The sequence below is a fragment of the Methylobacterium phyllosphaerae genome (assembly GCF_001936175.1).
Classification (GTDB): domain Bacteria; phylum Pseudomonadota; class Alphaproteobacteria; order Rhizobiales; family Beijerinckiaceae; genus Methylobacterium; species Methylobacterium fujisawaense.
In genome coordinates this window covers 2,232,874-2,251,525 of record NZ_CP015367.1, presented here as the reverse complement: position 1 = coordinate 2,251,525, position 18,652 = coordinate 2,232,874, and the positions used below count along the sequence as shown (strand labels likewise).

At 68.8% G+C, this 18,652-nt stretch carries 14 protein-coding genes, 1 tRNA gene and 1 other RNA gene; 7 read left to right on the top strand and 9 right to left on the bottom strand.

The window, feature by feature from the left end; translation table 11 throughout:
- Positions 1 to 494: 494 nt before the first annotated feature.
- The 5 genes from MCBMB27_RS10000 to MCBMB27_RS09985 all read right to left on the bottom strand — a co-directional run bounded on the left by MCBMB27_RS10000 (position 495) and on the right by MCBMB27_RS09985 (position 4,998).
- Complete coding sequence (locus MCBMB27_RS10000) at positions 495 to 698, bottom strand: hypothetical protein (RefSeq protein ID WP_075380325.1); 204 nt, start codon at positions 696 to 698, stop codon at positions 495 to 497.
- Positions 699 to 709: 11 nt separating this feature from the next.
- Positions 710 to 1,531, bottom strand: coding sequence for a hypothetical protein (locus MCBMB27_RS09995; protein WP_075380324.1), 822 nt, complete (start codon positions 1,529 to 1,531; stop codon positions 710 to 712).
- Between the two features lie 1,496 nt (positions 1,532 to 3,027).
- On the bottom strand, positions 3,028 to 3,252 hold the full coding sequence (locus tag MCBMB27_RS29545; protein ID WP_075380323.1) for a helix-turn-helix transcriptional regulator: 225 nt from the start codon (positions 3,250 to 3,252) through the stop codon (positions 3,028 to 3,030).
- An 85-nt stretch (positions 3,253 to 3,337) separates the two neighbouring features.
- Positions 3,338 to 3,778, bottom strand: coding sequence for a hypothetical protein (locus tag MCBMB27_RS29540; protein WP_139231571.1), 441 nt, complete (start codon positions 3,776 to 3,778; stop codon positions 3,338 to 3,340).
- Complete coding sequence (locus MCBMB27_RS09985) at positions 3,775 to 4,998, bottom strand: tyrosine-type recombinase/integrase (protein ID WP_075380322.1); 1,224 nt, start codon at positions 4,996 to 4,998, stop codon at positions 3,775 to 3,777. The genes MCBMB27_RS29540 and MCBMB27_RS09985 overlap by 4 nt, the downstream gene beginning before the upstream one ends.
- 726 nt (positions 4,999 to 5,724) lie before the next feature.
- On the opposite strand from MCBMB27_RS09985, the gene ssrA reads away from it, so the two are divergent.
- Positions 5,725 to 5,897: a transfer-messenger RNA gene (ssrA, locus tag MCBMB27_RS31085) on the top strand.
- Positions 5,898 to 6,793: 896 nt separating this feature from the next.
- Here ssrA and MCBMB27_RS09970 read toward each other — a convergent pair.
- The 3 genes from MCBMB27_RS09970 to MCBMB27_RS09960 all read right to left on the bottom strand — a co-directional run bounded on the left by MCBMB27_RS09970 (position 6,794) and on the right by MCBMB27_RS09960 (position 10,694).
- Complete coding sequence (locus MCBMB27_RS09970) at positions 6,794 to 7,093, bottom strand: hypothetical protein (RefSeq protein WP_043345897.1); 300 nt, start codon at positions 7,091 to 7,093, stop codon at positions 6,794 to 6,796.
- A gap of 387 nt (positions 7,094 to 7,480) precedes the next feature.
- Positions 7,481 to 9,343, bottom strand: coding sequence for a glycoside hydrolase family 15 protein (locus MCBMB27_RS09965; RefSeq protein WP_043380641.1), 1,863 nt, complete (start codon positions 9,341 to 9,343; stop codon positions 7,481 to 7,483).
- A 106-nt stretch (positions 9,344 to 9,449) separates the two neighbouring features.
- On the bottom strand, positions 9,450 to 10,694 hold the full coding sequence (locus MCBMB27_RS09960) for an acyl-CoA dehydrogenase family protein (RefSeq protein ID WP_075380321.1): 1,245 nt from the start codon (positions 10,692 to 10,694) through the stop codon (positions 9,450 to 9,452).
- 125 nt (positions 10,695 to 10,819) lie between these two features.
- On the opposite strand from MCBMB27_RS09960, the gene MCBMB27_RS09955 reads away from it, so the two are divergent.
- The gene (locus MCBMB27_RS09955; RefSeq protein ID WP_170861821.1) at positions 10,820 to 11,575 is read left to right on the top strand and encodes a response regulator; all 756 of its coding nucleotides are present in this window, start codon (positions 10,820 to 10,822) and stop codon (positions 11,573 to 11,575) included.
- Positions 11,572 to 12,981 (top strand): ATP-binding protein, encoded by a 1,410-nt coding sequence (locus MCBMB27_RS09950; RefSeq protein WP_075380320.1) that lies wholly within the window; start codon positions 11,572 to 11,574, stop codon positions 12,979 to 12,981. Before MCBMB27_RS09955 ends, MCBMB27_RS09950 begins: the two co-directional genes overlap by 4 nt.
- A gap of 23 nt (positions 12,982 to 13,004) precedes the next feature.
- Here MCBMB27_RS09950 and MCBMB27_RS09945 read toward each other — a convergent pair whose 3' ends face one another.
- Entirely contained in the window at positions 13,005 to 15,161 is a 2,157-nt protein-coding gene (locus MCBMB27_RS09945; protein WP_043380633.1) for a methyl-accepting chemotaxis protein, read from the bottom strand.
- A 677-nt stretch (positions 15,162 to 15,838) separates the two neighbouring features.
- On the opposite strand from MCBMB27_RS09945, the gene MCBMB27_RS09940 reads away from it, so the two are divergent.
- From MCBMB27_RS09940 to MCBMB27_RS09925, 4 genes are all read left to right on the top strand, one after another.
- Complete coding sequence (locus tag MCBMB27_RS09940) at positions 15,839 to 16,354, top strand: hypothetical protein (protein ID WP_075380319.1); 516 nt, start codon at positions 15,839 to 15,841, stop codon at positions 16,352 to 16,354.
- Positions 16,355 to 16,561: 207 nt separating this feature from the next.
- Positions 16,562 to 17,530 carry an arginase gene (gene rocF, locus MCBMB27_RS09935; RefSeq protein ID WP_075380318.1) on the top strand — a complete coding sequence of 323 codons (969 nt, stop codon included), beginning with the start codon at positions 16,562 to 16,564 and terminating at the stop codon, positions 17,528 to 17,530.
- Positions 17,530 to 18,399, top strand: coding sequence for an urease accessory protein UreD (locus tag MCBMB27_RS09930; RefSeq protein WP_075380317.1), 870 nt, complete (start codon positions 17,530 to 17,532; stop codon positions 18,397 to 18,399). Before rocF ends, MCBMB27_RS09930 begins: the two co-directional genes overlap by 1 nt.
- A 117-nt stretch (positions 18,400 to 18,516) precedes the next feature.
- Positions 18,517 to 18,590 (top strand) — tRNA-Cys (locus MCBMB27_RS09925).
- Positions 18,591 to 18,652: the final 62 nt, after the last annotated feature.

Below are 18,652 nucleotides of genomic sequence, written 5' to 3'. Positions count from 1 at the left end.
CATGGCAAAGGTGAAGGGGGATAGGGCCTGCCCAGCGAGGCAGGCCCCGGGCATCAGCTGAGTGAGCCGACCGCCGGCAGGCTGCTCCCCGTGGATGGCCGGGCTTTGGGCGTCTGCTCTCGCGGCAGCCGTGAGAACGCCTTCGCGAGGCTTGTGATAGGGGCGTCGCCCTCGGGGGCGATACGCAGGGGTGCGCGGTCCTTGTTGTGCGTCATCGGTGCTCCGTTCCTGCCTGGCCTGAGGCCCAATCGGCATGGTCACGGGCGCAACGCGGGGCGCGCCGGATCGGCGAGGCGCGCGTCAATGTGTCAGTGCGCAAGCCGACGCCTGGCATCGCGGCGGCATCATGTAGGCCGTGGCCATGCCGGCAGCGAACAGGGCTGCGCCAGCCAGCATGCCGAGCACGACCAGCAAGGGGATAAGCCAGCGGTCCCGGCGAGCCTCGGCCGCGTGCTGAAGGTCGAAGCGCCCGATGCTGCTAAGCCTATCCATCACTAGCCCTCCGCCTCATCGCTCGGATTGCGCCTGCCAGGCTTTGGATTGTTCGCCTTGGCCGCAGCAGCATCGGGCAGCGGAGGCTCTTTATAGTTCGCCACCGACAATGTGTAATCGTCCGTCATGTTGAACTGAAACACCGCCTCCGCGCGGAACTTGAATACATCCCGGCCATCCTTATCCGTCAGTACGAAAATGAACATGCGGCGGCGCTCTACCGGGCGTGGGCGTGGTCTTTGGCCTCGAGGGCCGAGATGCTGAAGCGCACGAAGCGGTGCAGCGCGCCGCCCGTGCTGCCCTCGGGGTCGTACACGAGCGCCCGCAGGCCCTCGATATCGCCGGCGGCCTGCAGCGCGACGGCCTCGGCGAGCCATTTCCGGCCGCTCACGTGCGTCGGCTTGCTGAAATCGGGCGCCTCGGGCAGCTCGCCGGCGGCCGCGGCCTGCATGGCGCCGAGCCAGCGGGCGCTGAAGCCCCGGGCGTCGGCCTCGCTGAGCATGAGCCGGCGCTTGGCGATGACGGCCTCGCTCGAGGCCCGGGCGGGCTTCTCGGGCGCGGGAACGGCCTTGGGGGCCTCAATCACGGGCGTCGGGCCCTCAGCCGGGGCCTGCAAGGCGTCAGTAGGGGGCAAGAGGGCCTGCGGGCCCTCTTGCTCGGCCGACACAGGCGCCCAGACCCAGCCGGCGTGCGTCGCCGTGAGCGTGAAGTCCCGGTCCGCCTGCGCCTCGGCGCCGAGCGCCTTGCGGGCGGCGCGGATGCAGTTGCTCTTGAGGCTGTAGGCCTTCGGCTCCTCGCACGGGCTGCCGTCGTGATTGAGCCGGTAGCGGGCGCAGAGCGCCAGGATGCCGGCGTCGATATCCCCCTGCGGATCCCGGCCGAGCTGCTTGGCGAAGCGGGCGTTCCCGTAGGCCTCGTGGCCGCGAACGATGGCCGCCTTGTGCTCGCCGAGGTCGGCGAACTTGGCGGCGATCCGAAGGGCGCTCTGCCAGTCCTGGCGGGCGGCGGCGTCTTTGAGGCTCTGAAGCTTGGTCTGCATAGTATGGTGCCGTTTTCGAACGCATATCAGCGACGCCGGCAAGCTAATCTGATACCTGCAGCTGTAAACACTCCCTCCCTGAAAATACTCCCGGAGAAGTACGCCGCCCCTGTACTCCTCAAGGCCCATCGAATCTTCCGCGATCCGCCCATGTTCATCCCTCGAGCACCGCGCTTCGGGCCATCCGCCGGCTCTCGGCAGCCCTTCGCCGTCGCTGGCGCCAGCCGCGGCCTGTAGGAAGAGCTCGTCCCTTCGGAAGCGTGAGGCGGCCGCTCGCCATGCGAGCGAAGCGGCCGGCTCACGCGCCTGCCCTGCGCGCTATAGGCCGGCTCGCACGATTCGGATGTGCAGCGAGCCCCTGTCCCGGCTTCCAACGCGCTTCCGAGGTTGGAGAAGAAACTCTGATATTCGTGGGGGGCGCTACCTGGCCCCCAGGAGGGCACAGGCCCGCGTGGTTGCCCCGGGGCAGGCGCAGGCGCAGCCAGGCGGCCCACTCGCGACTCGCCACGCGCAGCACGTTGGTGTCGTTGCGCGAACGGCTGAGGCGCCGTTCCTCGACAGTCACAAGGCCGAGCGTGCGCGCCTGGCGCAGGGCCCGCTTCGCCGTCGTCTCGCTTACGCCGGCGAGCGCCGCCATGTGGCCGAGGGCGAGCGTGCATGTGCCCCGCTTCCCGACCTCGAGAGCGACGACGGCCAGCACCGCGAGCTCGCCTTGCGTGAAGCCGGCGGCGAGTGCCGGGGGTAGATAGCCGCCGGCGGCCATACGGCGGCGCCTGGCAAGGCTATCAGGCGTGCGAGGGCGAGAACCTGTACGATGGTGCGCGCGGGCAGGTGGCGCTCCTTCCCCTCGAGGGGGCAGGGCGACCGCCGGCACGAGCTGCGCCGCGACGGCCGCAAGGTGCTGCGCCTTCGTAGGGGCCGCCCGAGCCGCCCCGCGTCGGGCGTTCAGGAGCCCCTCGAGTTGCTCAGCCTCGGCGTCTGTGAGGCCGCCAGCGCCGTAAGCCTTCCACACGGCTGTGACGACTTCGCCCAGCCGGTCGGGAGCGGCGGCCTCTATGGCGCGCCGCATCTGCTCATAGACCATCGTTCACGAACCCTCTCGGGCCGCGTTCCAGGGTTCAGGCAAAGCTCACCCGATCCCGGAAATTGCGTTTCCGGGTTGACGCCCAGGTGGGCGATATGGCTTTGTTAGGGCTGTGGCTTGGGGCCCTTACAGAGCTTCAGGTTTTGACGGCCTCGCCCTGCCAGGGGCGGGGCCGTTGCTTATTCTGGATCTAGGTTCCGCGGCGGCAATACCTCGGCTATCGGACACTAGCTGCAGGCGTATTCTGAGACCGGCAGGGTCGCAACTCCCACCAGACGGTATTTTTGCAACCTGCTTGGAGACAGATACTCCGACTTCCGCATCAAAAACGGCTGCAGCGCCGCTTGATAAGAAGCTTCGGAGTATTGATCGTGGAAGCTGGCGACGGAGTGTCCTGCCGCTCACGCCTTTCTCAGGCGGCCTCGGCTGCTGAAGGCTTAGGATCTGTCGCCGCAGCTGCCCGAGCGCGCTCCCACGCCTCGATCCGGGGGAGCTCATAGAACTTGCGCTTGTTGATCTTGAGCGGGGCGGGAAACGGCAGAGCAGCGTCGTGTTCCCAACGCCATAGCGTCATGGCGCTCACCCCGTAGCGTTGGAGCACCTTCTTTGTGGGCAGGTAGCTGGTTTCCGCTGTCATCTGGCGAGCCTCGTTATTAACGGCGGCTCACGTACTGATATCTTTCTCTCGGCCTGTCATAGGACATTTGCCTGTGCCGCCTGTCTCACTCATCGCCCCTCAAGCTAGCTCGCCACAAGCGTTCGACCGCCTTGAAGGCAGCCGGGAAAGAGTTTCCAGGCCATTGCAAATTGACAGCTGTGTTTGCGATTGCGAGACGTGCTGAAATCCCGTTTTCTACAAACAGACTCACTAAACGAGCAGCCTTCGCTTTGTGGCGTTCTTCAAGTCCATTTATGATTGGGAACGGCGACTTATTGGTCCAACTATATCCGGACACGACACCAACTTCTCGCAAGGCTTCGACTGCGGCCTGAAAACGCGCGTCGCCTGTGACCATGTGGAGTGTCTCAAGAGCGATTACAAAACTTGGTGCGTCGATCTTGAAAGCCAACTCATCTTCGACGCCGCGAAAATCGATTTTGTCATGAGCGACCCAATGCCTCTCGGCGCTCTCATAGGTGTCGAACACTTTGAGATCGCTCATCTGTCTGAGATCTCAGCCGCAGATTTGCATAGCTTCGTGACAAAATCGGCCCACTTAGACTGAGCAGCCTGACGTTCGTCCGCGAAGTCATGCCGCTGATAAACACCCACAATGCCTCCGAAGGTACCAGAGGTGTGGTTGAGGATTTTCTCGACCACGTGGATGCCGACGCCGAGCCGCGCGCAGCCGCTGGCGAAGGTGCGACGAAGATCATGGAGGCGCCAGGGCTCGATTTCCTGCCCGGCCGGCATGTGAGCAGCCGCCAACTTCGAGAGCCGCTCCGTCGCCTTGCTGATGCCGGAAAACGGCGTTGCGCCTGTGGTGGTGAAGAGGAAGCGCGCAGGCTGCCCGATACGGGGGAGGGCACTCAGGATCGCTACGACGGCCTCAGACAGGGCAACCACATGCGCGCGGTCGTTCTTCGCGCGCTGGCGCGGGATCGTCCACTGGCGGTAATCGAAATCGAATTCGCGCCATTCCGCCTCAAGCACCTCGGCGCGACGCTGGCCGGTGAGGATCAGCAACTGCACAGCGTGGCCGAAGGGGTAGCCGATCTCGGAGGCTGCCATCCAAATGGCCCGCAGCTCGGCGTCAGTGAGCACGCGGTCCCGAGCGACCTCAGGCGAGGGCGGCTTGAGCGTCGCCATGGGCGAGGTCTCAAGGATGCCCCGCTCGACCGCCCAACCGAACAGCTTCCGCATGGCAGCGAATTGGCGATTGGCCTGAACCGGGGCACCGCGCTCGACCATGGCGTCAATCACGTCGAGGACGTCGCGCCGACCTATCGAGCGCACGTCCCGATCCTGCCACGGGGCAAGATCGCCGCGGCTGAGAAGCCGCTCGGCCTCAGGCCAACTGCGATTACGAGGCTTGGCGTAGCGCTGGATGAAGTCGGCGACCACAGCACCGAACGTGAGGCGTGCGGCGGCGGCCTGCTCCTGCAGGACCGCCGTCCGTTCGCCGGCAGGGTCACGACCCTCGGATACCGCCTGCAGAGCTGTACGCGCCCGCTCTCGGGCATCCGCGAGGCCAAGGCGAGGGTAGGGGCCAAGGGTGAGCTTGCGGGACTTTCCATCCGCCCGATACCGCACGGCCCAGCTTTTGGCGCCGGATGGCTGGACGACCAAGTAGAAGCCCGGCAACGTGCTATCGGCAATTTCGAGACGCTTGCCAGGATCCGGCTTCTGCAACTCGACGGCGCGCGCGGTGAAGGCCGGCATCTAGGCTCTCTTGAGCCCGAGGATACGCCGGCGACACCATCAGTTGGCCCGCTTTGGGTAGCCCGGGGGTAACACGGATGGCCTGTTAAGGGCCGTTACCCCGTGTTATTATCGAGGACGTACAAACCGCGTCAACGCCCGGAAACGCATGGGCTTTGGACGCCCGAGATGTTCTGATGTGAGAGCCTATGTGATGCCCCCAAAAACGGCTCTTAATCAGCGGGTCCTAGGTTCGAACCCTAGTGCGCCCACCAAGATCTAGACCACTTCCTGATTACCGGTAATTCAGTCTGGTAGGCACATGGTAAGCGGGGCGAGTCGTTTAGCTTTCCTTCATCGACGCCCTCAGAACTGATCGCGCTGATTTGCGGCCGTCACTGGCAGCTCATCGTGACGGTCTGGGTGATCCGCAGAAAGCCCCGCACGGTGATGCCGGCGGGGCTCATTGGCCTGGAAGAAACGGTCGAACCGACGCACGCTGCAGGCCAGCAGGACACCAGACACGAATAAACTGCCGCGGCCGGAGCCGGGCGGTTCAAGGTGGGTCGTGCTGAGGATCAGAGGCCCGTCCCCGCACGGCCGGCCGGGGCGGTTCCGGTCAGACCCGCGGTTCGCGGTCGAGCCAGGGGACTGAGACGTCAGGGCATAGCCGTCCGGCCATGGCAGGCGGTGGGTTAGTAGACCTGAGCGCCGCTTTCTGCGTAAGGTGTCCGCGAGGTTGATGACCGGTTCATAATAACGTTTCAGGACCCGGGGGCGGTACCCGGCGCCTCCACCAGAAGCATCCTGCCCCGGATACCGCACGGAGGTGAGGGCGAGCGTCCGGCGTTGCGGACAGCGCGCTGCCAGGATGCTTCTGCTGGGGGCGAAACAGGTTCGACTGGACGGTAAAGGGATCGCGAGTTCTGCCCTGCCTCGGCAGGGTAAGATGCGGCTTTCGGTAAGGACTCGACCGGTTCGGCGCGGGTAACCCTCGTTCCGAGCACCTGACCAAAACTCTAAATGCCAACGACAACGTCGGCATGGAGATGCGCCTCGCGGCGTAATCTTCCGGGGCGTGGGCACGCCTAGCAACAGAACCCGAGGCTTCGGCCTCGGGGCCCGCTAATTCTCTTCCAGGAACGACGATCGGCCCTGCGGCTGAAGCCAGGGCAGCCTGGGGCATTGACGGCCGAAAGTCGGCCAGGCGGCGGTCGCGGCTGATCCGCGGCCCATCCGCTGACAAAGAAGCCGATGCTGACCCCGTGAGGGGGCCGCCGGGATGTATCCAGAGCATCAGCCCAGAGGCTCTGCGGCCGGACGCCGACGTGGAGCGCGCCGCAGGTCCGCCGCCTCCGGACCGGGCCGACCCTCTCGATCAGCCCGGTCCGACGCCAGCCGATCAGGTCAGCTGGCGACGCCCCCTAACCGAACCCAAGCACCATGGTTGCAAGCCATGTTGCGGATCGGCTCATCGCCAACGAGATCGGATGCTCTCCGGCCCCTGAACGGAGCGGGGAGGGGGCCGAGCCGCCGAGGCTTCGCCGTCAGGTCAGCGCCTGGGGGTGCGGTGACGGCGTCCCAACATAGCCCTGAGGCCTCAGGGGGCAGCCGGTATGCGCGCGGCGGTGCTGTAGCTTCAAACGACCGGTGCCGGTGTAGCTCCCGGCGACGATCACTTGGCCATGGCAGGCCGGGCATCGCTTCGGGGTCATCGTGTACAATCCGCGTGCCTCCGCGAGGCTAACCGGCGTCCACGCCTCGCCCACCTTCACCTCACAGATCTGCTGGTCAGCAGCGGGGATAGCACCCACCGCTATCGACCGAGCGATGGGCCGCCGGATGTCCCCCCGGTGCCGGGCGGCCCGCTGGTGGGCGTGCCGCCGATGTTCACATCTGGCGTCGTGCCCGGCACCGAGGAGTTGCTGGGATTGGCTTCGTTCCCCCGTGTGATCGGGCTGGGGCCCAGATCCCGGGTGCCGGGGGCGACGCCGCCGACCGTCGCGGGTGGGGCGACACCGGTGTTGCCGGCGCCTCCAGTGACCACCTGGGCAACGGCAGGGCCGGCCAGAACGATGCTCAGGACGCCGGCGAAGGCCATGGTGGTGCGGGTCATACAAGTGTCCGTGCTGCGTGCTGCGGCACAGGAACGGCCCAGATGTCCCGAAGTTCGAGGGGACCGTGCGCCGGGCCCGGAGGCAGCCCGATCAGGGGCGCCATTGGAGACCTGCTGATGCGGCTGTGGTTCTGGCTAGGGCTGCTCTGCCGGCCGATGCGGCCGGTGCCCATCGCGTGGCGAACCGCCGCGATCCACCGCCGAATGCCTTCGCGTGACATCATCTCTCTCCGGAGGGCGGAGAGAGGCTGCATCGCAGGGCGTATCCGTGCGGACCGCCAACGCGGCGGCGTCAGGCTGAGGGGCACCAGCGCGATCCGCGCCCATACGCGGAAGTCGAGACGAAGCCCCGGCCCGACGGGTGGGTGCCATCGCAGATCCGGATCCCTATTCCGCCGCCGAGGCCATGGCATCGGCACCATCGTCGGCGCCGAAGCGCGCGATGCTGCTCTCGAGCCGCAGCGCCGCGTTGATCAGGGCCATGTGGGAGAAGCCCTGCGGCATGTTCCCGCGCTGCGCCCCGGTGGCCGGATCGATCTCCTCCGCGAGCAGCCCGACATCGTTGGCCCGGGCGATCAGCCGCTCGAAAGCGGCCTTGGCCTCGGCCGCCCGTCCGCCGAGAGCGAGACAGCCGACCCGCCAGAAGGCGCAGGCCGTGAAGGTGCCCTCGTCACCCTCCAGGCCGTCCTCCATGCGGTAGCGATAGATCAGGTCGCCGACACCGAGTTCCCGCTCGACCGCCGCGAGGGTCGCCCGCATGCGCGGCTCCGTCGGATCGAGGGCGCCGAACAGGGCCGCGCGCAACACCGCGGCATCGAGATGATGCGAGCCGTAGGCGCCGACATAGGCCTGCTTCTCCGCGTTCCAGCCCTGTTCGAGATACTCCGCCCGGATCTCGGCAGCGATCCGCTCCCATTCGGCAATCGTCTCCGCGGCCACGCCCGCGATGTTGCGGGCGATCCGGGCGGCGTCCCTCAGGGCCACCCAGATCATCGCCTTGGTGTGGACCTGCTGTCGCGGCCCGGTGCGCAGCTCCCAGATGCCGTGATCCGCATCGTGGCGGTGACGGATGGCGCGGGCGGTGAGGTTGTGCAGCACTTCCGGCAGGCGGTCGTTGACCTTCTCGGGCGGGTCGTAGTCCACCGCCTCAAGGAAGATGCACAGCGCCCGGAGCAACTCGCCGTAGATGTCGTGCTGGTCCTGAGCCTCGGCGACGTTGCCGATCACCACCGGCCGCACGCCGTTCCAGCCCGCGAGATGGCTCAGCTCCTCCTCCGGCGGCATGCCGTCGGCGATGCCGTACATCAGCCGGGTCTCCCGCCCGTAGGTGCCGTCGCGCTCGCGCAGGAAGCGCAGGAATTCAGACGCCTCGCGGACGTAGCCCAGCATCACGAAGGCGGTGACCGTGAAGGCGGCGTCCCGCATCCAGGTGAACCGGTAGTCGTAGTTGCGGTTGCCCGGCACCGCCTCGGGCAGACCGGCGGTGGCCGCTGCCACGATCCCGCCCGAGGGCGAGTAGGTCAGCAGCTTCAGGCACAGGGCGGACCGCATCACCGCCTCCCGGTAGGCGCCGCGATAGGTGCTGCGGGCGCACCAGCGACGCCAGTAATCGGCGGTGGTCTCCAGACGGCGTCGGGCGCCGGCGTAATCCTCGATGCAGGCCTCGTCCTGATCCTCGCCATGGGTCAGGACCAGATAGGCGGTCTCTCCGGCCGACAGGCTGAACCGCACTTCGGCGGCATCGCCGTCGAGGGTGGGACAGGGCTGCGCGTTGACGCGCAGACGCCAGTCTCCGGCCTCGAACAGGACGGACCCGCCCGCCATCAGGGGCGTGCAGGGGCGTCGCGCATAATCGAAGGTCGGCCGCACCCGGAACGCGCCCGTCACCCGGCCCTGCTCGCAGGTGAGCAGCCGGATCAGCCGGCTCTCGCTCTCGCCATCCGGGCCCTCGTCGGGCTCCGGGCTCGGCGGGTTGACCGGCATCAGGTCGACGAGGCGCGCCCGGCCGGTCGCCGTCGTGAAGGTCGTCTCCAGGATGTTGGTGTCGGGCAGGTAGCGGCGCACGGCCTCGGTCGGCCCGTCGAAGGCGACGCTGCACGAGCCACCCGTGTCGTCGTCGAGGAGCTTCACGAACAGGGCCGGCGAATCGTGACGTGGCCAGCACAGCCAGTCGATCGATCCGTCGCGGGCGATCAGCGCGCAGGAATGGGTGTCACCGATGAGGGCGTAATCGCTGATGGGCTTCGACACAGGGCTTCCGGCTGGCGGCACCCGGTCCGCCGGGCAGTACAGAGTCCTGAGGTAGCCGGAGTGCGCCGGGCGGGGAGTCCCGCTCGACGATTCGCCGCACGAGCGATCAGGCCGCCGGCCGGGGCAGCATCCGGTCGCTGATGATCCGGCGCTGGATCTCGCTCGTGCCCTCGAAGATCGTGGTCAGCCGCGCGTCGCGCCAGTAGCGCTCGACCCGACGCTCGGTGGTGTAGCCGTTGCCGCCGTGCAGCTGCATCGCCTGGTTGGTGACCCGCACCGCCATCTCGGTGGCCAGGAGCTTCACCATCGCCGATTCGCTCTCGGCGGCCTCGCCCTGGTCGAGGAGGTGGGCGACCTGATGCCAGAAGGCCCGCGCCTGCGCGACCTCGGCCGCCATGTCGGCAAGGGCGAAGCGCAGAGCCTGGAAATCGCCGATCGGGTGGCCGAACTGGACCCGCTCCTGAAGATAGCTCTGGCAATCCTCGACCGCCGCCCGCGCGACGCCGACGGCCCGGGCCGCCGTGTGGACCCGGGCGATGTTGAGGCCGCGCTGCACCGCGGCGAAGCCGCCGGAATCCGCGTCCGCTCCCTGGTCGCCGTAGAGTCCGGTGAGCCGGTCGCTCTCGGGCACGCACACGTCCTCGAGGGTCAGTTCGAAGGTCTGGAAGCCGTGGTAGCCGATCTTGTCGATCACCCTCCCGGTCACGCCGGGCGGGAAGCTGTCGCGTTCCTTAAGCACCAGAAACGGCTCCAGGCCGGCGGAGCGCGATTCCCCGGGCTCCGGGTCGCGGGTGCGCGCGAGGACCTCGATGAAATCGGCGCCCTTGGCGAAGCCGGCCCAGCGCTTGGTGCCGGTGAGCCGCCAGAGGTCGCCGTCCCGCACCGCCCGGGTCTGCACGCCGGCGAGGTCGGAGCCGGCATTGGGCTCCGACAGGGAGATCGAGCCGATCCAGTGTCCCCGGGCCGAACGGCGAAGCAGCTCCGCCCGGCGCTCCGCGTCGAGGGTCTGGGTGCCCAGCCCCTGGCCGCGCGCCAGGATGCTGCCTACCGAGAGCCACGCCCGTGCCAGTTCCTCCGAGACGAGGCAGTACTCGAACACGCCGAGGCCCAGGCCGCCGTGCTCCGCGGGGATCGTGATGCCGAACCAGCCCTTCTCGGCCATGGCGTCGATGAGCGTACGCGGCATCTCGGCCTTCTGCCGGTCGAGCGTGTCGGCCATCGGCAGCACCGTGTCGCGCGCGAAGGCGCGGGCCTCGGCCTGAAGCGCCGCCCGGGCCTCGGTCCGCCAGGGCGAGGCGAGTTCCGGCGGCTGCGGCGCGATCAGGTCCTTCCGATCCTCGGATCCGGTCATCGTTACCCCCGTATGGTTTGACGCCATGTGGCAACTCAGTTGAGGCCCGTGCGGGAAACACGCGCTTACAAATTGGTTCCGTCGTCCACCTTCGAATAATCGGCGGATCGGGCCATAATAGCCTGATGATGCAGGCCGAACCGCTGACCGATTCCTTCGCGATGAACGCACCCGCAACACCCCACATCCTCGTGGTCGAGGACGATCGAGAGATCTCGGCCCTGATCGCGCGCTACCTGCGCGGCAACGATTGCCGGGTCACGCTGGCGGGTGACGGGGCCGAGATGGACCGGGTCCTTGCGGAAGCGCGGATCGACCTGATCGTCCTCGACCTGATGCTTCCCGGCGAGGACGGACTGAGCCTGTGCAAGCGCCTGCGCGGCACGTCGCAGATCCCGATCCTGATCCTGACGGCGAAATCCGAGGAGGTGGACCGGATCCTCGGCCTGGAGCTCGGCGCCGACGATTACCTCGCCAAGCCGTTCAACCCACGGGAGCTGCTCGCCCGCATCCGCGCGATCCTGCGGCGGGTCGCGGCCGAGGCCCCCGACGCGGACGAGCGGCGGCGGCTGCATTTCTCGGGCTGGACGCTCGACGTGTCCCTGCGCCAGGTTCTGTCCCCCGAGGGCGCCCGCATCTCGATCACCGGGGCGGAGTTCGATCTCCTGCACGCCCTTTGCCTCCGGCCCGGGCGGGTTCTGTCGCGGGACCAACTCCTCGACCTCACGCAGGGCCGCTCCGCCGGCCCGTTCGAACGCAGCATCGACGTGCTGATCTCCCGGATCCGTCAGAAGATCGAGCGCGACACCCGCAATCCGGAATTCATCCGCACGATCCGGTCGGGCGGCTATCTGTTCACGCCGGAGGTCACGCGGTCATGAGCGGTCTGCGCCGTCTTCGCGCGCGGCTGCGTCCGAAGACCATCGCGGGCCAGATCGCGCTGCTCGTGGTCGCCGGCATCGCGGTCGCCCATGTGGTCGCCACCGCGGCATTCCTGATTCTGCACGAATCGCAGAACCCCGACACGCTGCCGGGTGTGGCCGCGAGCCGCCTCGGAGTGCTGGTGAGACTGCTGGACGCCGCCAATCCGGCGGCGCGGCCGGCCCTGCTCGCGAGCGGTCGCAGCCTGCCGCTGATCCATGTCGAGCCCTGGGACGGCACCGTATTGCCGGGGGCGACGTCGCCGCCCGACCTGCCGGTGATCCGGCGGCTGCGCAACGGCGCCGGCCGGCCGGTGACGATCACCGACCTCTCCGCGGCCGATCCGGACGGGGAGCGGTCGGACGCGCGGCTGCATATCGGCATCGTCACGCCGGCGGGCGCGCGGCTCCAGGCGACGCTGCCGAACGATCCCCTCCGTGGGCCCCGCCAGGGTGCGCTGATCTTCACCGTCGTCTTCCTGGCGCTGACCCTGGCGCTGCTCTGCGTCTGGGCCACCCGGGCCCTCACGGCGCCGCTGAAGCGGCTCGCCGGTGCCGCCGAGGCGTTCGGCGCCCGCGACGACCACGTGGCGCTGCCGGAGGCGGGCCCGCGCGAGGTGCTCGCCGTATCCCGGGCGCTGGATCGGATGCGGTCGCGGGTGCGCCGCCTGATCGACGACCGGACGCAGATGCTGGCGGCGATCAGCCATGACCTGCGCACGCCGATCACCCGGCTCCGCCTGCGCGCCGAGTTCATCGAGGACGAGCACGCCCGGGCCTCCACCCTGCGCGACCTCGACCAGATGAACGGCCTCGTCGAGGCGGCGCTCTCCTTCGTGCGCGACGGCCAGATCCGGGATGCGAACAGCCACAGCCTCGTGGACCTCGCATCGGTGGTCCAGACGGTCTGCGACGACTTCTCGGATTTCGGATCCCCGGTCAGCGTCAGCCGCAGCCGGCACGTCCTGGTCCAGGGAAGGCCCGAGGAACTCCAGCGGGCGGTGACCAACCTCGTGGACAACGCCGTGAAGTACGGCGGCCGCGCCGAAGTCCAGATGGAAGCGTCCGAGCGCGGTGTCCGGGTCTGCATCCTGGATTCGGGCCCCGGGATTCCCGAGGCGGAGCGGGAGGCCATGCTCCAGCCCTTCGTGCGCGGCGACCGCGCCCGCAACCTCAACGAGGCCAGCGGCTTCGGACTCGGCCTGTCGATCGTGCAGGCGATCGTCGAGGCCCATAACGGGCGCCTGCAGCTGGAAAATCGCCCCGGGGGCGGGCTCTGCGCCGCGATCGAACTGCCCCTGGCCGCACAGGCCTTCGCGGGGCGCGCGGCGCAGAAGCCCGTGCCGCGTCCGGCCGAGGCGGCCTGAGGCCGCCTCGGGTCTCGTCCGGTCTACGCGGCCCGCACGTTGCGCAGGAACTGCGCCACCTCGGCGCGGAGCTGCTCCGAGCGCGTCGCCAGGGCATCGGACGCCTGAGCAACCGAAGCCGCGGCCTGACCCGCATCGCCCGCGACCCGGGCGACCTCGGCGATCTCGACGGTCATCGTGCCGGTGCCGGCGGACGCCTGGCCCATGCTGCGGACGATGTCCTGCGTGGTGACGCCCTGCTGATCCACCGCGGCCGCGATGCTGGTCGACACGTGATTCATCGCCTCGATCTGAGCCGTGACTCCCTGGATCGCACCGGCCGCATCGCCGGTGACGGTCTGGATCGCCGCGACCTGCCGGCTGATCTCCTCGGTGGCCCGGCTGGTCTGGGCGGCGAGTTCCTTGACCTCGGAGGCGACCACCGCGAAGCCGCGCCCGGCCTCGCCGGCCCGGGCTGCCTCGATCGTGGCGTTCAGGGCCAGCAGATTGGTCTGACCGGCAATCGTCGAGACCATCCCGACGACGTCGCCGATCCGCGTCGCCGCGGCGGCCAGCTCCGTCATGGTCTGCTCGGCCCGACGCGCCTCACCGACGGCCGTCGCCGACATCCCGGCCGCCTGCTCGACCTGGCGGCCGATCTCCTGCACGGTGGCGCCGAGTTCCTCGGCCGCGGCCGCAACGGTGTTGACGTTCTCGGAGGTCTGCTGGGCGGCACTGGCGACGCTGGTCGAGCGTTCGGACGTGCCCGCGACCGCACTCCGCATGGTACCCGAGGCTCCCTGAAGCTCCGTGACGGCCCCCGTCAGGCCCTCGACGATCGCCCCGACCGAGCGTTCGAAGCCGTCGGCGAGGTCTTTCAGCATGGCGCGGCGGCTCTGCTCCTCGCGCAGACGCGCGGCCTCGGTCGTCTGAAGCTGCTGGGCGGCATCCTCAAGCGACATGTCGCGGATGGTGACGACCGCGCGGGCGATGTCGCCGATCTCGTCCCGCCTCTTGCTGCCGGGAACGTCGGTCAGGGCCTGGCGGTCGGCGAGGGCCTTCAGCGCGCGGGTCAGGGCTCCCAGCGGCGACACGATCGAGCGCGCGAGCAGCAGGCCGAGCACCGCCGTGACGGCCAGGACGATGAGACCGGTCAGGATCAGCGTCCGAGACAGGGCCTGCACGGCATTGATCGCCTCCGCCTGGGTCTGCTCAGCCAGCACGGTCCAGGGCGCGCCGAGGACCGTCACCGGCGAGGCGGCCGCCATGTGTGCGCCGTTCTCGGCCGTGAAATCGACCGGACCGCCGACCTTGATCCGGTCGGCGGCCAGGCCGATTCCGGCGAGGCCTGCACCGGCATGCAGAGCCGGGTTCAGCGGTGGGTTGCTGCGCAACAGCCCGTCTGTCCCGACCGCCAGGATCTGCCCGGTCTCGCCGAGACCGGTCCGCTTGGACAGCGTTTGATCGAACAGGGTCGGCGTGACCCGCATGACGATGTAGCCGGTCCGCTCGGCCGCCTGCGCCGTGCCCATGGCGACGTTCGCCCGCTTGGTCATGACACGGCCGATGAAGGCAGCCGGGGTCCCATCCACCGGGTAGGCGGCGAAATCCTCGAAGAGAACCGCGCCCGGATCGGCGGACTTGAGACGCTCGACGAGCCGCGCGAGCGCCGAGCCCGCCAAGCCATCCTCCGAGACCGATTTGGCGAAATCGGCGCCCTTGGTCGTGGTGTAGACGATCCGGCCGTTGTTATCGACGAACATCAGGTCGGCGTAGCCGGGCTGGGCCACGAGCTTGTGGGCCACTTCCTGGACCTTGACGTGGCGCCGGGCATACATCGACGTCATGCCGCTGCCGTCGAGGGCGATCCGCGCCTCAGCCGTCTGAGGCGCTTGGAACGCCTCGATGACGCTCGCGGTGTCGGGCTTCGCAGGGTCGAGATTCTCGATCAGGTCCGTGAAATTCGAGACGATCTGCGGATGGGTCGCCACCGCCTGGAAGTCCGCCTGCATCCGGTCCGCCACCAGCTCGATCGCGTCCCGGCGCGCCGCCGCGGCGAGTTCGAGGCGCTCGTGCGCCGCGGTGATCAAGCCCGACCGCGCCGAGTACCAGCTGAATCCACCCATGGCGGTGGCGCTCAGAAGCGCGAGGCCGACGGTTGTCGCGGGAAGGCGCGTGCTCAGCCGCGAAAGCGTTTTCATGATGACCCTGAACTATTGAATGACGGCGATCCAACCAGTCCAATGGCCCGACTCTTATAAAAATCTCGTAAACATCGATGCAGCGCGCGGATATCGAGCACTGGCACTATACAACCTGAAAGAACGTGCTCTGCCAAGAATTCAAGTTGTGGACGGGCCCCCTTCGGTTTTCGATAGTCACCCGCCCTGCGGCCATGGCGGAGGGTCTGCAGCATTGCGGACCCGGCCGGCGCGCGTGCTGGCTCTCCTGCTCCCGGAATCTCGGATCATCACGGTCATGTCCACGGACCGTCCTCGTAATCACTCGGCCATCTGACGGTGACCCAGTGCCGGTCGGGCTCCGAACCCAAGGCGTGGATGCGCACGGGCCGGCGGTGATCCGATGGGCGACGGTTGGGCCGCCGCTGGAGGCAGGCGAATGAACGGTTTGCGACTGTCGAAAGGCAACAGTCCACCGCCCTGCGCGGTCGGACGCGCGATCTGGATCCCCGAGACCGAGCCGCGATCTGGCCCGCCGCGCGGGCCTTCGGCCGCTCGTGAGCCCGCCATCTCGGGCTGTGATGCAGCATCCGCCGACGATGCAGCCGAGATCCGGAGGTTGGACAAGTCGGGTGCTGCCGCGCGACCCTTGGCGGCGGTAAGTTCGGTCGCATCTGCCGCGTCGGCGGAGGCACGGAATGTTCATCAATAGCGACGCCCTCGCCGGCGTCCTGCGACTCCTCTGGATCGCGATCGTCCTGCTTGGGGGTGTGATCGTCGCGCATCTCGTCTGGGTCAGCCGCGTCGCGCGCTGTCGGGCATTGGCGTCCAGGCCGCTGCCGACGAAGATCGCGATCGTGGGCGCGGCCCTCGCGACGCCCGTCGTCGGCTTCTATGCCGTCGAGATCGCGTCTTGGCACCGGCGGCAGGCGGCGCGGCCGCGCTTCCGCGTCCCGCGACACATCGCGGTCGCCGCTTTGCTCACGCTGGCGCTGGCCGCGGCCGGCACCCTGTTGGTGGAAGGGCGGGCGGTGCCGGAGGACCGATCCTGGTGGCGTGCGGCAGGTCGTTTCGAGGGACAGGTCTGCGTGCTGCTGATCGGGCAGATGATGGTGTTCATGATCCTGCGCGTGTTTCTGACGGCCCGACGTCCAGCGCTGCTGTGGATCGCCTACGTCCTCTCGGCCGGGATCCTCGCTGTCCTGCTCGCCTGAACTTGTCTTCGAGAGCGGCCGGGTACACGTCGATCCCTGAGACCGATCGTTGCGCGTGTGCCAGGACATCCATCGCGCGCAGGATCCATCTCCGGCCCGGGATGCGGTCTCGCAACCGCCATCGGCGGAAGGTTATGAGCCCGATGGCCGAGGCCCTGCGGAGCGCGGGTGCGCCGAGATGGCGATGGTGACGGCGATGGAGACGGGATGAGCAGCGAAGTCAGCCTCCACGCGGCGCGCAGCATTGCGCTGATCGGCGCGCCGATCGAAGTCGGAACCAGCGAGCCCGGCGCCCTTATGGGACCTGCGGCCCTGCGCACGGCCGGGCTCGTCCGCGCGCTCAGCGAACTCGGCCATAGCGTCACGGATCGCGGCGACGTCGCCCCGGAGGGGCCCGCCGGGATGCGCGGGCTCGATGGCGTCGCCGCCTGGACGCGGGCCCTGTCCCGGGTCGTCGAGGGCGCCCTCGATGCCGGGTCGCTTCCGTTGACGGCCGGGGGCGATCACAGCCTGTCCCTGGGCTCCGTCGACGGCGTGTTGCGGCACTGTGCGCGGCATGGCCGATCCGTCTTCGTGCTCTGGCTCGACGCCCATGCCGATTTCAACACGCCGGCGACATCGCCCTCCGGGAACGTGCACGGCATGCCGCTCGCCGCCCTGTGCGGCGAGCCGGGCTTTCCACGCCTGTTCGCCGAGCCGGTCCCGCAGCCATTGTCCCCCGCCAACGTCCACCTGTTCGGGCTGCGATCGATCGATGCCGGCGAACGTGCGCTGGTGACGACGCGGCGGGTCGGCATCACCGACATGCGGACGATCGACGAATTCGGCGTGGTCGCGCCGCTCCGGCGGGTGCTCGACCGGGTCGCGGGCCAGGGCGCGCATCTCCATGTCAGCCTCGACATCGACTTCCTCGACCCGTCGATCGCGCCCGGCGTCGGCACCACGGTCCCGGGCGGCGCCACCTTCCGGGAGGCGCATCTCATCATGGAGATGCTTCACGATTCCGGTCTGGTGCAGTCCCTCGACGTGGTCGAGCTCAATCCCTTCCTCGACGAGCGCGGGCGCAGCGCCCGGGTGCTGGTCGAGCTCGTGGCGAGCCTGTTCGGCCGTCGCATTCTCGACCGGCCCACCCTGCCGGTCGAGGCCGCCCCCATCGAGCCGGCCGGGCGCGGCTGATGGACCACCGCCTCCCCACGTCGTCATGCCCCCCCGCGGCGACCGGCGCCCCACCGGCACGCCAGCGCTCGGACGGGCGCGTCCGGCTGCGGGTGGGCCCGACCCACCCGGGCGGCGCGACGCGCATCCTCGATCTCGCCGAATCCGGCCCGTCGCGGCTCCGATTCCCACGGGGAACGGGCGCGCTTGAGACGGTCCTGGTCAACACCGCAGGCGGCGTGGCCTGCGGCGACACCTTCGCCATCGACCTCGCCCTCGATCCGGGCGCCGAACTGGTCCTGACCACCACCGCAGCCGAGAAGATCTACCGATCGGACGGCCCCGTAAGCCATATCGCCAACACCCTGGCTCTCGAGGCCGGCGCGCACCTCGCCTGGCTGCCGCAGGAGACCATCCTGTTCGACCGCGCCCGGGTGCGCCGCCGCTTCACGGCCGATCTCGCCGAAGGTGCGGCGCTGATCGCCGTGGAGGTCGTCGCCTTCGGCCGAGCGGCCAGGGGCGAGCGGATCACGGACGGGCTGTTCGCGGATTCCTGGCGCATTCGCCGGGGCGGCCGGCTCGCTTACGCCGACGATCTTCTGCTGGACGGCCCGATCAGCGATCTCCTCGCCCGTCCGGCGGTGGGCGGGGGAGCGCGCGCCTGCGCGACCGTCCTCGACATCGCCCCCGGCGCGGAGGCGCGCCTCGAGGAGGCCCGCGCCCTCCTGGCCGGGGCCGCCGCACCCGGAACAGCGGCAGCCGCGAGTGCCTGGAACGGTCACTTGGCGATCCGCGCCCTCGGGGAGGCCGTCGGCCCGTTGCGCGGCCTCATCGCCCGGTTCGTGGCGCAGTATCGCGGCGTCGCGATGCCCCGGGTCTGGCAGAGCTGACAGGAACCGCCACGTCGGCGGCTCAGGACCGTTGCCTGCGACGGCCGACCTCTGCTAGAGACGCGCACCCGGAGCTGTCCGCCAAGCTCCGGACCGGATGGCAACGCCGTTCAGGAAGGCCTCGTGGCGGAGTGGTTACGCAGAGGACTGCAAATCCTTGCACCCCGGTTCGATTCCGGGCGAGGCCTCCATCCTTCTTCTTCCTCTCCTGGCTGATCCCGCCGTGATGCTCCGGCGTGAGCGTCGCCGCGCG

What these genes read in the sequence shown, in the direction of transcription:
- MCBMB27_RS09995 (WP_075380324.1), bottom strand. Translation starts at nt 1,531, where the DNA reads ATGCAGACCAAGCTTCAGAGCCTCAAAGACGCCGCCGCCCGCCAGGAC.
- MCBMB27_RS09970 (WP_043345897.1), bottom strand. Translation starts at nt 7,093, where the DNA reads ATGACCCGCACCACCATGGCCTTCGCCGGCGTCCTGAGCATCGTTCTG.
- MCBMB27_RS09940 (WP_075380319.1), top strand. Translation starts at nt 15,839, where the DNA reads ATGTTCATCAATAGCGACGCCCTCGCCGGCGTCCTGCGACTCCTCTGG.
- MCBMB27_RS09930 (WP_075380317.1), top strand. Translation starts at nt 17,530, where the DNA reads ATGGACCACCGCCTCCCCACGTCGTCATGCCCCCCCGCGGCGACCGGC.
- MCBMB27_RS09960 (WP_075380321.1), bottom strand. Translation starts at nt 10,694, where the DNA reads ATGACCGGATCCGAGGATCGGAAGGACCTGATCGCGCCGCAGCCGCCG.
- MCBMB27_RS09985 (WP_075380322.1), bottom strand. Translation starts at nt 4,998, where the DNA reads ATGCCGGCCTTCACCGCGCGCGCCGTCGAGTTGCAGAAGCCGGATCCT.
- MCBMB27_RS09945 (WP_043380633.1), bottom strand. Translation starts at nt 15,161, where the DNA reads ATGAAAACGCTTTCGCGGCTGAGCACGCGCCTTCCCGCGACAACCGTC.
- MCBMB27_RS09955 (WP_170861821.1), top strand. Translation starts at nt 10,820, where the DNA reads ATGATGCAGGCCGAACCGCTGACCGATTCCTTCGCGATGAACGCACCC.
- MCBMB27_RS29540 (WP_139231571.1), bottom strand. Translation starts at nt 3,778, where the DNA reads ATGAGCGATCTCAAAGTGTTCGACACCTATGAGAGCGCCGAGAGGCAT.
- MCBMB27_RS09950 (WP_075380320.1), top strand. Translation starts at nt 11,572, where the DNA reads ATGAGCGGTCTGCGCCGTCTTCGCGCGCGGCTGCGTCCGAAGACCATC.
- MCBMB27_RS29545 (WP_075380323.1), bottom strand. Translation starts at nt 3,252, where the DNA reads ATGACAGCGGAAACCAGCTACCTGCCCACAAAGAAGGTGCTCCAACGC.
- MCBMB27_RS10000 (WP_075380325.1), bottom strand. Translation starts at nt 698, where the DNA reads ATGTTCATTTTCGTACTGACGGATAAGGATGGCCGGGATGTATTCAAG.
- rocF (WP_075380318.1), top strand. Translation starts at nt 16,562, where the DNA reads ATGAGCAGCGAAGTCAGCCTCCACGCGGCGCGCAGCATTGCGCTGATC.